The sequence below is a fragment of the Pseudomonas sp. GW821-FHT09D08 genome (assembly GCF_059416305.1).
Genome location: NZ_JBWKOX010000005.1, coordinates 165677 through 179668 on the forward strand (window position 1 = coordinate 165677; position 13992 = coordinate 179668).

The 13992-nt window shown below is 63.6% G+C and carries 7 protein-coding genes; 2 read left to right on the plus strand and 5 right to left on the minus strand.

What is annotated here, in order from left to right; genetic code table 11:
• Nucleotides 1-226 precede the first annotated feature (226 nt).
• Nucleotides 227-631 carry a RidA family protein gene (locus AC07OP_RS12235; RefSeq protein ID WP_495101776.1) on the plus strand — a complete coding sequence of 135 codons (405 nt, stop codon included), beginning with the start codon at nt 227-229 and terminating at the stop codon, nt 629-631.
• A 57-nt stretch (nt 632-688) separates the two neighbouring features.
• Here AC07OP_RS12235 and adeC read toward each other — a convergent pair whose 3' ends face one another.
• Both adeC and AC07OP_RS12245 read right to left on the minus strand, forming a co-directional pair.
• Entirely contained in the window at nt 689-2110 is a 1422-nt protein-coding gene (gene adeC, locus AC07OP_RS12240) for an AdeC/AdeK/OprM family multidrug efflux complex outer membrane factor (RefSeq protein ID WP_495101775.1), read from the minus strand.
• Nucleotides 2110-2904, minus strand: coding sequence for a helix-turn-helix transcriptional regulator (locus AC07OP_RS12245; protein WP_141155498.1), 795 nt, complete (start codon nt 2902-2904; stop codon nt 2110-2112). Before AC07OP_RS12245 ends, adeC begins: the two co-directional genes overlap by 1 nt.
• 489 nt (nt 2905-3393) lie before the next feature.
• Here AC07OP_RS12245 and AC07OP_RS12250 point away from each other — a divergent pair, with 489 nt between their 5' ends.
• A complete protein-coding gene (locus tag AC07OP_RS12250) occupies nt 3394-9657 on the plus strand; it encodes an amino acid adenylation domain-containing protein (protein ID WP_495101774.1) in 6264 nt (2087 codons plus the stop codon).
• A gap of 25 nt (nt 9658-9682) precedes the next feature.
• On the opposite strand, the gene AC07OP_RS12255 is transcribed toward AC07OP_RS12250, so the two are convergent.
• The 3 genes from AC07OP_RS12255 to pmrG form a co-directional block, all read right to left on the minus strand.
• Nucleotides 9683-11203 carry an ArnT family glycosyltransferase gene (locus AC07OP_RS12255; RefSeq protein ID WP_495101805.1) on the minus strand — a complete coding sequence of 507 codons (1521 nt, stop codon included), beginning with the start codon at nt 11201-11203 and terminating at the stop codon, nt 9683-9685.
• Nucleotides 11203-12858, minus strand: coding sequence for a lipid IV(A) 4-amino-4-deoxy-L-arabinosyltransferase (arnT, locus tag AC07OP_RS12260; protein ID WP_495101773.1), 1656 nt, complete (start codon nt 12856-12858; stop codon nt 11203-11205). The genes AC07OP_RS12255 and arnT overlap by 1 nt, the downstream gene beginning before the upstream one ends.
• Nucleotides 12859-13045: 187 nt before the next feature.
• Nucleotides 13046-13720 (minus strand): lipopolysaccharide core heptose(II)-phosphate phosphatase PmrG, encoded by a 675-nt coding sequence (gene pmrG / locus AC07OP_RS12265; protein WP_065940225.1) that lies wholly within the window; start codon nt 13718-13720, stop codon nt 13046-13048.
• Nucleotides 13721-13992: the final 272 nt, after the last annotated feature.

Here is a 13992-nt window from a genome sequence, read left to right on the forward strand (position 1 = left end):
CAGCGGCCCCAATCACTTCCACATGATGGGAGTTCGGGCTTCCACACCCGTTCTCTGAATGTGCAGCGACCCGCGAAGGGTGGCGGCGAGGTTGATCAGACGCAACCCGAAAGTTGCGTAAGGGCGGTCCGATGGACCTGCTCATCTTCATCACCCAAAGTCCTCTCCTGGAGACGTAAGACTTTTAACGTTAGCCTTGCACTCCTACCGACAACAAGGACTCGTCATGCAACCCAAGGTCATCAATCCCAAGAGCGTATTCAACTCCTTGCAATACGGCTTCAGCCAAGCCATCGAAGTGCCTGATGGCCGGCGTATTCTGCTTTCCGGCCAGGTAGGTGTGGATGCCCAGGAGCGTACGGTCGGTCCAGGCATTGCCGAGCAAACCGATACGGCGTTGGACAATATCGAAAAAATCCTGGCCGAGGTCGAGGGTGACTTGTCCGATGTGGTAATGCTGCGGCTGTATATCGTCGAGTCCGCACGTGATCAGCAGGAACTCATCGCCCAGGCGCTGCGTGAGCGCTTCCCCCATAACCCGCCGCCGTCGTCCTGGATTATTGTCAGTGGGCTTTCGTTGCCGGAGTGGTTGATCGAAATCGAGGCAGAGGCGGTGATTGCGCTGAAATAAGCGCCTCACCTCACGGGGCTGTGGCGAGCGAGCTCGCCACGGAACGAGCAAACCGGCTTACCACGATGCCAGCGCCGGCATTTGCGCCCAGGCACCACCCAGTGCGGTATACAAATTCACCTCCGCCACCAGTTGCGCCAGCCGGTCCACGATCAGCGCCTGTTGCGCACTGAACAGCGAGCGCTGGGCATCGAGGAAGGTGAGGTTGCTGTCCACCCCGCTGCGGTAGCGGTGCTGGGCCAGGTCGTAATACGCCTGGTTGGCGGCGACGAAGTCGCGTTGGGCGTTGAGCTGGTCGGTAAACGTCTGGCGTGCGGCCAGGCCGTCGGCGACTTCCTGGAAGGCCGTCTGGATGGACTTCTCATACTGGGCGACGCTGATGTCTTTTTGCAGTTTGGCGTAGTCCAGGCTGGCGCGCAGGCTGCCGGCGTTGAAGATCGGCAGGTTGATCTGCGGCTGGAAGGTCCAGGTGCCGGTGCCGCCCTTGAACAGGTCCGACAGTTCGGTGCTGGTGCTGCCGGCATTGGCGGTAAGGCTGACTGACGGGAAAAACGCCGCGCGCGCCGCGCCGATGTTGGCGTTGGCGGCGCGCAGTTGGTACTCGGCCTGGAGGATATCCGGGCGGCGTTGCAGCAGGGCCGATGGCAAGCCGGCCGGTAGCCGCGCCACCAGGTCGTCAGCCAACGGGCGCGCTGGCAGGCTTTGATCCACCGGGCTGCCCACCAGCAGGGTGAGGTTGTTGAGGTCCTGGGCCACCTGGCGTGCATAGCGGGCCACGCTGGCGCGAGTACTTTCGACGCTGGTGCGCGCCTGCACCACGTCCAGGGCCGAGGCTTTGCCGGCGGTTTTGCTGCGGCGGGTCAGGTGCAGGCTGTGGTCGTTGGCGGCCAGGGTCTGTTGGGCCAGGGCCAGCAGTTCCTGGTCGGCGCGCCAGGTCAGGTAGGCGTTGGCGACGTTGGCCACCAGGCTCAGTTGTGTGCTGCGCCGGGCCTCTTCCGTGCCGAGGTAGGTGAGCATCGCCTGTTCACTGAGGCTGCGCACGCGGCCAAACAGGTCCAGCTCATACGCACTGAGCCCCAGGGTGGCGGAGTAACTGGAGGTGATCGCGGACTTGCCCGTGCCGGTGACATCCCCCGGCAGCTTCTGGCGTTTGCCGGCGCCCGTGGCGGACACCGCCGGGAACAGGTCGGCCCGCTGGATGCGGTACTGCGCCTGGAACGCTTCGACATTCAGCGCAGCCACCCGCAGGTCGCGGTTATTGACCAGGGCATCGCGAATCAGCTGTTGCAGCGCCGGGTCGTGGAACTGCTGCTGCCAGTCCGACGCCGGATCGCTGTTGCCGGCCTGGGCGAGGCGGTAGACCCCACCCTGGGGATACTGCGCGGGCATTGGTGCCTCGGGCCGCTGGTACTCGGGGATCAGCGAACAGCCCCCAAGCATGCAGGCCATACCGATGCTGGCGACGGTGCGTGTGTCCATCAGGCCCCCACCATCCATTTAGCCAAGCCATGCCGGCCACTCACGCCCAGCTTGGCGGCGGCGCGCTTGAGGTAGGTTTCGATGGAGCTGTTTTTCACGCTGAGTTTTTCCGCGATCTGCGGCACAGTGCCGCCGGTCAACAGGCCGAGGCACACTTCCTGTTCGCGGGCCGAAAGGCTGATCTCGCCGAGGGACAGGCGCTTGTGGAACTCGCGCTGCAAGCGTGATTGCTCAAGCAGCGTATGGGCCGGCTCCGCCTGGGCATGTGGCGCATGGCGCAGGACGTGCGCGTGGCGCTCGATCAGCGGCAACAGGGTGTCCGACAGGCACTTGAGAAACGATAACTCGGCCAGGGAAAAACCGCGCTGGGTCGGCGGTCGGTAGCATGAAATCACGCAGCGCCGGTTGCCCTGGCGTGACACCAGATTGCACTGGTGCGAGGTACCCCGAGGATGGGCGCTGTCGGGTTTGGCATTCATCTGGATCAGCAGCGGGTCTTGCATGCCGAGCATTTCCCGCAGCAGCGGGTGGTCATCCGGCGGGCGCAGGGCCAGGGGCGGCGGCAGGTCCTGTTTTTGGCCAGCACTGCCCAGAAGCTTGATATCGAGTACGCGGTCGCGCGGCTCGTCGAGGGTCCATTCACTGAGGTCCACCAGGTGGATCGGCACCCATTTGCAGACCAGATGCAACATGTGGGCGGCGAATTCCTCATGGCCGCTGTGTGCAATCAGCTCGCCCATTTCGGCGTAGAAATTCGGGCTCTGCGTGTTACCCGTGCTGCGTTTCAAACTCATAGCCATCTCATCCTTGATGTCGAAAACCGTCAACGAACTCCCTGGGCCTGTGGGGGGCGATTCGTTCCTCATGAACGAGAGTCGGCACTCTAGATTTCATTTGGCCAGGGGATCTGTCCTACGTATGTAGCGGAAACGAGGGACACAACCTGCCATAAAAACAACGTCATTAATTCGACGTTTCTGAGAGGTGATTCCGCCTACGAAAAGCGATGTAAAATATTTATTAGTTAGTAAGTTATTGATATTTAAAATAAATATTTATTAATGAAGCGGCGTCTGAAAAGCTGGTAGCGAGTAGATGTAGCCAATTTCCTACAGGGCTTTAATCGTTTCAGCAATGAACCTTCAGTCAACCCGGATCCATCCGTTTGGATGTCCGGGTTTAGGGTGACAGACAGCTCGCAACCTCCAATGCTCAAATCCGGCAATTTCGCCGTTGACGGGCTCCCCGCGCGGCCAGTGCCTGATACCCATGAGAAGGATCTTATGCAGCATTTTCCCAGCCTGCCGGCCAGCTTTCCCCTCACCGCGGCCCAACAGGACATCTGGCTCGACCAACTGCGGGCGGGCGATTCGCCGCTGTATAACATCGGCGGTTACGTCGACTTCGAAGGCTCGGTGGACCGTGAATTGATTCAGCGTGCTGTCGAGCAACTGGTGGCCAGGCACGATGCGCTGCGCACCCAGTTGCACAGTGACGCCGACGGCTTGCCTCGACAAACCTTTGCCCCTGGGTTGTCGACGCAAGTGGCACTGCACGATTTCAGCGCGCTGCCCGACCCCGAGGCCGCGAGCCAGGCCTTGATGCACGCGCAGATGGCCCGGCCTTATCAGATGGAAGGTGCGCCGCTGTTCCGTTTCTTCCTGGTCAAACTCGACGACAACCACTACCGCCTCGGCACCCAGGCCCATCATGTGATCCTCGACGGCTGGGGCTTTGGCCAGATGCTGCAATCCCTGGCGCACCTGTACACCGCGCTGGAGCAAGGCCGGCCACCGGAGCCGCCGGCGCCGTCCTATGTCGAATTCATCGACGCCGACCAGCGCTATCACGCCTCGGCACGCTTCGCCCGCGACCGCGCCTATTGGTTGGACAGATACCCGGTATTACCGGAGCCGCTGCTCACGCCCCGGCACAACGCCAAGGCCGGCAGCAACACCCTGGTGCAAGGCTTTCCCATGGCCTTGCTCACCCGCATGGAACAGGTGGGCAGCCGTTACCAGGCCTCGGCGTTTCATGTGCTGCTGGCGGCGCTGTATGTGTATTTCACCCGCACCGCCCAGCGTCAGGATTGGGTGGTGGGCCTGCCGATACTCAACCGCTCCAACGCGCGGTTTCGGGCGACTGTGGGGCTGTTTGCCCAGGTCAGTGCCGTGCAGTTGCAGTTCGATGAACAGTTGCCGTTCGGTGCCTTGGTGCGCGGGGTGCGCGACCGGCTCAAGGAGGATATGCGCCACCAGCGTTTCCCCTTGAGCGAGATGAACCGTGAACTGGGCTTGCATCGTTCGCAGCGCGGCCAACTCTTTGACGTGTCGGTGTCCTTCGAGCAGGACGACCATGAGCTGCGCTATGGCGCCACCCAGGCCCGTGCGATCAAAGTTTCCAACCACCACGAACCGCTGCCGTTGGCCATCCACCTGCGCAGTAACCGTCACCAGGGCACCGCGTGCCTGCATTGCGTGTACAACGAGGCATACTTCCAGCACGACGACGTGCGCGCATTGGTGCAGCGGCTGAGCGGATTGCTGGAGCAGGGGCTGGAGAATAGCGCGTTGCAGATTGGCGCGTTCTCCCTGCTCACGCCTGCCGAACAGGCCCAGTTGCAACAGTGGAACGCCACCGTCCGGCCCAACGCACAGCCACACACCCTGCACGGGCGGATCGAAGCCCAGGCACTACGCACGCCGGATGCGGTCGCTGCGATTTACCAGAATCGCCAGCTGACTTACGCCCAGCTCAACCAGCAGGCCAATGCCCTGGCCCATCAACTGATCGCGCACGGTGTTCGCCCGGATGATCGCGTGGCTGTGCTGGCCCGGCGCGGGTTGGAGACCCTGGCAGGGTTGCTGGGGATTCTCAAGTCCGGCGCCTGCTACGTGCCGATTGACCCGGCCCATCCCGCCGAACGCTTGAACTACCTGCTGCAGGACAGCGCGCCGGTGGCGGTGTTGACCCAGCAGGCGCTGTTGCCACGCCTGCCGGCGTTGGCGATACCGGTGATCGCGCTGGATCGGCCGGTTGTTCGCCCTGGCAACAACCCTGGCGTGAGGGTCGAACCGTCGAACCTCGCCTACGTGATTTACACCTCCGGCTCCACCGGCTTGCCTAAAGGTGTGATGGTCGAGCACCACAGCGTCGTCAACCTGGTGGATTGGCACTGCCAGGCCTTTAACCTGCACGCGGGCAGCCATACCGCCAGCGTTGCCGGATTTGGCTTTGACGCGATGGCCTGGGAGGTCTGGCCGGCGTTATGCGTGGGCGCGACCTTGCACCTGCCACCGGCTCACGACGGCGCGGAAGACATTGATGCGCTGCTCGGTTGGTGGCGCGCGCAGCCGTTGGACGTGTGCTTCCTGCCGACGCCCGTGGCCGAATACGCCTTCAGCCAGGACCTGGTCCACCCCACCCTGCATACCTTGTTGATCGGCGGCGACCGCCTGCGCAGCTTCACCCGTGCGCAACCCTTTGCGGTGATCAACAACTACGGCCCCACCGAAGCCACAGTAGTCGCCACCTCCGGCCGCGTCGACGTGGGCCGGCCGTTGCACATCGGCGCGCCCGTCGCAAATACCACGGTGTACCTGTTGGATGCGCAGCAACGGCCGGTGCCCATCGGCGTTGTGGGGGAGGTGTACGTCGGCGGCAAAGGCGTGGCACGGGGTTACCTGAACCGTCCGGACCTGAGCGCCGAACGCTTTCTCGACAACCCCTTCGCGCCGGGGCGCATGTACCGCACCGGCGACCTGGCGCGCTGGTTGCCCGAGGGCCAGCTTGAGTACCTGGGCCGCAATGATGACCAGGTCAAAATCCGTGGCGTGCGCATCGAACTGGGTGAAATCGAAGCCGCCCTGGCCACCCACCCGGATGTTCAGGAGGCCGTGGTGCTGTCTCGCCAGGGGCAATTGTTCGCCTGGTTCATTCCACGCCAGGCCGTGGCCATCGACACCCTGCGCACCCATCTGCAAGCCTCGTTGCCCGACTACATGCTGCCAGCGGCGTACATGCCACTGCAGGCGTGGCCCCTGACTGCCAACGGCAAGCTCGACCGCAAGGCCCTGCCGGCGCCGACCCAGGCGGCGTTCGTGACGCGCGTGTTCGAAGCGCCGCGAGAGGGGGCGGAAACGCTGCTGGCGCAGATCTGGGCCGAGCTGTTGCAGGTGGAGCAGGTGGGGCGCCACGATCATTTCTTCGAACTGGGCGGGCATTCCTTATTGGCGGTGCACCTGGTGCAGCGCATGCGCCAGGCCGGCTTGCACGCAGATGTGCAGGTGCTGTTCGGCCAGCCGACACTGGCGGCCCTGGCCGCGGTGAGTACCGGCAGCGACATAGACGTGCCGGCCAATCGCATACCGGCGCAGTGCAGCCATATCACCCCGGACCTGCTGGCCCTGGCCGAGCTGGATCAGGCCGGTATTGATCGCATCGTTGCCGACATTCCCGGCGGTGCGGCCAATGTGCAGGAGATCTACCCCCTGGCGCCGTTGCAGGAAGGCTTGCTCTACCACCATCTCACCGACGACCACGACCCGTACCAGCAACAGGCGCTGTTCAGCTTCGAACAGCGCGCTCAACTGGACGCCTTTGCCCATGCCCTGCAACAGGTGATCGACCGCCACGACATCCTGCGCACCAGCCTGGCCTGGGAGGCACTGGAGCAGCCGATGCAGGTGGTGTGGCGCGAGGCGCGCCTGCCCGTGCTTCCCTGGAACGAAGGCGCTGCGCCGCTGGATCTGCGCCAGGCACCGTTGATGGCGCTGGAGTATGCCGAAGAACCCGCGCGATGGGTCGCCCGGCTGCGCTTTCATCACCTGGTGAACGACGCGACGTCGACCACGATTCTGATGCAGGAAATCCGCGCTCATCTGCTCGGCCAACAGGGGCAATTACCGGTGCCGGTGCCTTACCGCAATGCGCTGGCGCAGTCTCGTTCAACGACACGTCAGGCCGCCCACGAGGCGTTCTTTCGCGAGCAGTTGGGGGATCTCGACGAGCCGACCCTGGCCTTCGGCGTGCAGGCGCGCCAGGCCAACCGGGCGGACACCGAAGAAGCGGTCCGCACCCTGAACGCCGCCCTCACGCTGCGCCTGCGTGCCCAGGCGCGTGGTGTGGGCGTCAGCGCCGCCAGCCTGTTTCACCTGGCCTGGGCCCAGGTCCTCAGCCGCGTGGCGGGCCGCGATGACGGGGTGTTCGGCACCGTCCTGCTCGGCCGTTTGCAGGCCGGCGAGGGCGCCGACCGCGCCTTGGGCATGTTCATCAACACGCTGCCCCTGCGCCTGCACCTGGCCGGACGCAACGTGACCGATGCGCTGCGCGACACCCATGCCCGTCTCAGCGAGTTGCTCGCCCATGAGCAGGCGTCGCTGGCTTTGGCGCAGCGCTGCTGCAGCGTGGCGCCGCTGTTCAACAGCCTGTTGAATTACCGGCACACCGACGCCGAGCGTGACTTCAACCTGGTGCCGGGCATTGCTCTGGTCAGCGCCGAAGACGTCCTCAGTTATCCGTTGATGCTCACCGTGGACGACAGCCCCGGCGCTTTTCAGCTCAAGGCCAAGGCCCCGCGCAAGGTAGGCGCCGAGCGCGTGCTGGACTACCTGGAAACCACCCTGGTCAACCTGGCGGATGGGTTGGAAAACGCCCCGCACATGCCGTTGCGTGAGGTGCAGGTGCTGCCCGCCAGCGAACTGCACACCCTGCTGCAGGCTTTCAACGCCACCGCAATTGATTACCCCGCAAGCCTCACCGTCCAGGCGCTCTTTGAGGCCCAGGCGCGGCGCGTTCCCCATGACGTGGCCGTGCAGGCCGGGGCGTTGCAGCTGACTTACCGGGAACTGAACGAGCGCGCCAACCGGCTGGCTTACCACCTGCGCGAACGCGGTGTGCAGCCGGACGCTCGCGTGGCGCTGTGCGTCGAACGCGGCCTGGACCTGGTGGTGGGATTGTTGGCCATCCTCAAGGCGGGCGGCGCCTATGTGCCGTTGGACCCCGGCTACCCCCGCGAACGCCTCGCGTACATGCTTCAGGACAGCCAACCTGTCGCGCTGCTGGTTCACGCGGCCACCCGCGACTTGCCGGGGGAGGTGGCAATTCCGGTGATCGACTTCGACCACTGCGCCTGGCATCACGCGCCGGATGGCAACCCGGCGGTGCCGGGGCTGTCCGTCGCCAACCTGGCTTACGTGATGTACACCTCCGGCTCCACCGGTAGGCCCAAAGGCGTGATGATCGAGCATCGTGGCCTGGGCAACCTCATGCACTGGGGCTCTCGGCTGTGCCCCAACGCCGAGGGCGGTGCGCTGTTGCAACGGGCGCCGTTCAGCTTCGACGGCTCGGTCTGGGAGCTGTTCTGGCCGCTCGCCAGCGGCATGCGCCTGGTCCTTGCGCGGCCTGATGGGCATCGCGAGCCGGCTTACCTGGCGCAAGTGATTCGCGAGCAGCAGATCAGCGTGATCAAATTCGTACCGGCGATGTTGCAGCAGTTCCTCGAACTGCCAGAGTCCGCCCTGTGCACCAGCCTCACCGACGTGCTGTGCGGCGGCGGCGAACTCACCGAGGCCCTGGCCCGTGGCGTACAGGCGCGCTTGCCCAAGGTGCGCCTGCATAACGTCTACGGCCCCACTGAAGCCACGGTGGACAGCAGCGCCTGGACCCTGGAACCGGGCGCACCGGTGCCCGCGTTGCAACTGCCGATCGGCCGGGCGATCAACAACACGCGCCTGTATGTGTTGGACGAATATGATGCGCCGGTGCCCATGGGCGTCAGCGGCCAGCTGCATATCGGCGGTGTCGGCGTGGCCCGGGGTTATCTGGGATTGCCGCAGATGACGGCCGAGCGCTTTATCGACAGCCCGTTCGTGGCCGGCGATCGGCTGTATCGCACGGGGGATCTGGTGCGCTACCTGCCGGACGGCAACCTGGAGTTCCTCGGGCGCAACGACTTCCAGGTCAAATTGCGCGGCGTGCGCCTGGAACTGGGAGAAATTGAATCACGCCTGCTCGCGCATCCGGCCTTGCGTGAGGTGGCGGTGCTGATCCGCGATGAGCGTCTGCTCGCGTACTTCACCCTTCGCGGCCCGGCGCCGAGCCTCGAAGACCTGCGTGTGCACGTGCTGGAGCAGTTGCCGGAATACATGGTGCCGGCAGCCTTCGTGCAGTTGGAGGTGTTGCCCCTCAATCCTGCCGGCAAACTCGACCGCAAGGCATTGCCGGAGCCGGGGCTGGCGGCGGTGCTTAGCCGTGGCTACGAAGCGCCGGTCGGCGAAGTGGAAACATTGATGGCCGGTATTTGGGCGGAGGTCTTGAGGCTGGAACGGGTAGGACGCCACGACCACTTCTTCGAATTGGGTGGGCATTCCCTGCTGGCGGTGAACCTGGTGGCGCGAATGCGCAAGGCCGGGCTGGAGGTGGACGCGCGCAGCGTGTTCAGCCACCCGACGTTGGCCCAGCTTGCGGTGCGTACAGTGACGCAGGTGAAGCGGGTGGACGTGCCGCAGACGGCCATTCCGCAGCTTGGTCGTCGGCGTCGGATCTGAAAAAAACGCGTGCCCATGCTGATCCTTAGTCAGGCCCAGGGATAAACGCCACACTGCCCTCTTCACGCGGGTGAAACAGCCGCTCGCCATTGTCCGGCTGGGTGGTGATCCACTGATGGTCGGCACCCAGATACGCCAGCGGCGTCGGGTCATCCTTGGAAAACTGCGCGACGATGATCGTACGTTGCGGGTCGAAGGCCTGGCCGCTGGTTTTTTCCAGCCAGGCCATGAAGGCGGCGGTGTCACCCTGGCGGGGAAAGTCCTGGGTCTCGGCGATGTAGTAGAACGGCTTGCCGCCATTTTGCAGGTACATCGGGACCTTGTTGTCGACTTCCACCAGCACCATTTGCCATTGGTTCCAGGGTGCGCTTTTCACGGCCTCGGCTTTCACATCCTCGGCGAAGCGGGTCACGCCGCCATTGCTGTTGGACCAGGGATAGGCCACGCCCAGGATCAACAGCATGAGTGCGGCCGCGATACCCAAACCCTTCTGCCAGCGCGGCCAACTGGCGGGCTTTTTCAACACGCGTTCACTCAGCCACCACGCCGCCAGCAACTGGGCAAACGGCACCAGCGGCAGTACGTAGTAGCTGCGCCGGCTGCCGCTGGCGGTAAAGAACACAAACAGCAGGCCCAGGCCCCACACCAGCCAGCGCACGTTCGGCGGGGTGTGACGCCAGTGCCGCACGGCCAGCCACAGGCCGAGCAGCCAGCACGGGGTCCAGGGCAGGGTGTAGGCGGGCAGGTAGATCAGGTAGGTGTAGATCGGCCCCATATGGTCGAAGGGGTCGAAGAAACGCACCACGTTTTCCCGGAATACCAAGGCCAGGCCGCTCGCGCCATAGGCCGGTGCGCCGTAGACGTGCGACAGCACGAACGGCACGGCGTACACCGCGGCGGCGATCAGTACGGCCAAAAGCAGGCGCAGGTTGAGGTGGCGCTTGTAGCGCTGTTCGCCGAGCAGGTGCGGCAACAGCACCAGACCGGGCAGCACGAAGCCGATCAGGCCCTTGAACAACGACGTCAGGGCCAGCAACAGGAAAAACACCGTGTAGCGCCACAGCCGTGTGTCGTCGGGGCCGCGCCAATACCAGGCGACGGCTGCCAGCACGCCGCACACGGTGAGCACATCCGCCGTGGCCACGCGGGCCCAGAACAGGAAGTAGAACGTGGTGGCGAGCATCCAGCCGGCGATCAGTCCGGTGCCCTTGCGGAACAGGCGTTCGCCGATCAGGTACACCAGCCACACACTCAACCACGCGCCGATCACCGATGGCAGGCGCAACGACCAGGGGCCGAGGCCCCCCACCAGGTGGGCCGCGCCGGTGATCAGCCAGTAGGAGGGCAGGGGTTTGTCGTAATAGGGCATGCCCTTGAGGTACGGGTCGAAATAATCGCCGCTTTGCAGCATCTGCAAGGCGATATTCGCCCAGCGGGTTTCCGGGCCCCACAGGTCACGCGCGCCCAGGCCGGTGAGCAGCAGCAGGGCCGAGACGCCGAGCAACAGCAGCAGGGCGCCGCGTTCGGTCTTGAAATAACCCGGCATCATGGCGCCTGCGGGTAGAGGATAAGTTCCAGGTAGCCCTTGTAGTAGCGCTTGCCTCCGGGCGGCAATTGCCCGGCCTCGCGCATTTCACTGGTGCTGTTGACCCGCAGCAGCACGCCGACCGAGCCGTGCTGGCGCGCCTCTTTGAGCCAGCCCTGAACCTGTTCCAACTCCACTTTGCGTGTGACCGCACCGGCGTACTGCAAGCCGTAGCGCAACTCGCCTTCGGTGTCATACAGCGCCACGTCGGGTCGTTGCAGGCGCCAGGCCAAGGCGCTGGCGCTCTCCAGTTCATTGCTCAGCAGCGCGTGGGTGTGCTGCAACTCATCCAGATGCTCCAGCACAAATTGGTCGGGCATTTCGTTATCGGCGATGTAGGCCGGCATGCTTGACGGCAGCAGCACTACCAGCAGGCCGATGCCCAAGGCCGGCATCGCCCATAGCGTCAGCGGCCGCACGCTTTGCAGCAGGTTGGCAAGGATCCAGCCCAGCAGCACGATAAACGCCAGGGACAGGCTGAACATCTCGGCGTGGCTGTTGCTGTACAGCGGCCGGGCGATTTGCAGGTAGATCAGCCCGACCATGGCGGCCATGCCGATCACGAAGTTGAGCAGGCCATTGAGGCGCAGGGTGCGGGTTTTGCCCTGGCTGACCAGCTCGCTCAGGGTATGCCCCATCAGCAATGCGAGGGGCAGCAGGCACGGCATGATGTAGGTCGGCAGCTTGCCGTTGCTCAGGCTGAACAAGCCCAGGGGCAGCAGCAGCCACAGGGCCAGGAAGGCGATCGCCGGTTGGCGCTTTTCTTTCCAGGCCTGGTACAGGGTGTCGGGCAGCAGCCCGGCCCACGGCAGGCAAGCCACCGCCATGATCGGCAGGAAGAACCACCAGGGCCGCACGTGCTGCGCGTTATCGGCGCTGAAGCGGCGGATGTGTTCATTCCAGAAAAAGAAGCGCCAGAAATCCGGTTCCTGAGTGTGGATCGCCAGCACCCAGGGCAAACACACCAGCACAGCCACACCGACGGCCAGCGGGCCATACCGCAGCAACTCGCCCAGGCGGCGCTGCCAGAGCATATAGGGCACGGCAATCAGCACCGGCAGCGCCCACGCCAGGAAACCCTTGGTCATGAACCCCATGGCACAGGCAAAACCCAACACGGCCCAAGCGCCCAGGCGGTTGCGCAGGGTGCTGCTGTCGAGGGCAAACCACAGCGCCACCAGGCTCAGGTTGACCCACAAGGTGAATTGCGGATCGAGGTTGGAATACCCCGCTTGCCCGGCCACCAGGCCAAAGCTCAGGTAGAGCAGGGCGCAGGCGAAACTTTTGCGCGGGTCGTTCCACAGGCGACGGGCGATCAGGTAAGCGAGCAGCACACTCAAGCCGGTGGTCAAGGCCGAGGCGATGCGCACGCCGAACAGGTTCTGGCCAAACACGGCCTGGCCCAGGGCGATCAGCCAGTAACCGGCGGCCGGTTTTTCGAAATAGCGGATGCCCATGAAATGCGGTGCCACCCAGTTGCCGCTCAGGAGCATCTCCTGGCTGATCTGGGCGTAGCGGGTTTCATCCGGTATCCACAAACCGTGCAGGCCCAGTGGCAACAGATAAAACGCGACGAAGGCCAGCAAGAGTACCGGCAGGGGTTTCAGGCGAGTCATGAAAACGTCGCTCCTTGACGTCTGATGGTGGTTTTTTCAACTAATGAAGTAATGGCGAAAGTCGTCACAGCGGTCACTAAATAACAGGGAATAGTCATAACGACCTTAATTAAGGACGCAACTAAACATGCCAGAACAGGGCTGTCTTTTTGCTGAACATAAGCCGTAGCGGCGGGAAGGGAATGACTTAGATTTGTTTAAGCGCGGCAGGCCAGTCCTGGTTTTTCATGATACCCAGGGCCTTGAACTTGCCGTTGGCCAGCACCTGCACGAACAGCGCGCTGCCGTACTCGGAAAACGTGGCGTGGGGGAAGCCCAGGGCGGTTTCAAAGTCGGCGATGCAACCGCTGTGGGTGACGAATACGAGGTTGCGTCCAGCTTGTTTGTGGCTGAGCAGTTCTTCGCCCATGGCCTTGCCGCAGACGGCTTGTTCGCTGGAGGTCATGTCGGTTTTGCCGAACATGAAACGCGAGGTCTGGGCCGTGCGAATGGCGGGGCTTGAGAGTACGTCGGTGCCGTCCATGCCCAGGGATTTAAAGGCTTTTCCCAGGTTTTCGGCGTGTTGGCTGCCGTTGATCGTCACGCCTTCCACCGGGCCCAGGCACGGGTTGCTCGAACGGTCGCAGCGCTCTTCATGACGCACCAGTACGATCAGGTCGCCGTCGCGCCACAGCGGCAGCACCTGGGAGGTCAGCAGGCGGTTGCCGACGCCAAGGTCCCGCGGGGAAGTCGGCCAGAACAGCGCGCAAGTGAGCAGCACGGCGAGCACGGCAAGTCCGAGCCAAAGCGGTTTGAGGCGCTTGAAAAAGGCTCGGCGCGAGCGTGGTTTAATCAGGGTAAGGTCAACCACTACATTCACCATGGTCACTATCGGCTGTGTTGTATTAATTAGGCGCAACTTGTCGGCAAGTGCCCGAAGTGAAGCGCGAGGCTGTCACAGGGTGGCTGTCTTTTCGCTGAACATGCTGCGGTTAGAAGTTGCCAGGCGTGACAACTAAAAAGTTGCCGACGAGTGACGCATGCCCGGCAATTTAAAGTGCGGTGGGTGGGCGGCCGGTGAAAAGCATGTGAAAAATTTGCGTGGCCTTGATCCTCAGCCGTTATTCTCGATTGCCAGCCATCCGATGAGTGTTC

Excerpts from the sequence above, each read along its gene's own strand:
- AC07OP_RS12235 (WP_495101776.1), top strand. The coding sequence starts at position 227 with ATGCAACCCAAGGTCATCAATCCCAAGAGCGTATTCAACTCCTTGCAA.
- adeC (WP_495101775.1), bottom strand. The coding sequence starts at position 2,110 with ATGGACACACGCACCGTCGCCAGCATCGGTATGGCCTGCATGCTTGGG.
- AC07OP_RS12245 (WP_141155498.1), bottom strand. The coding sequence starts at position 2,904 with ATGAGTTTGAAACGCAGCACGGGTAACACGCAGAGCCCGAATTTCTAC.
- AC07OP_RS12250 (WP_495101774.1), top strand. The coding sequence starts at position 3,394 with ATGCAGCATTTTCCCAGCCTGCCGGCCAGCTTTCCCCTCACCGCGGCC.
- AC07OP_RS12255 (WP_495101805.1), bottom strand. The coding sequence starts at position 11,203 with ATGCCGGGTTATTTCAAGACCGAACGCGGCGCCCTGCTGCTGTTGCTC.
- arnT (WP_495101773.1), bottom strand. The coding sequence starts at position 12,858 with ATGACTCGCCTGAAACCCCTGCCGGTACTCTTGCTGGCCTTCGTCGCG.
- pmrG (WP_065940225.1), bottom strand. The coding sequence starts at position 13,720 with ATGGTGAATGTAGTGGTTGACCTTACCCTGATTAAACCACGCTCGCGC.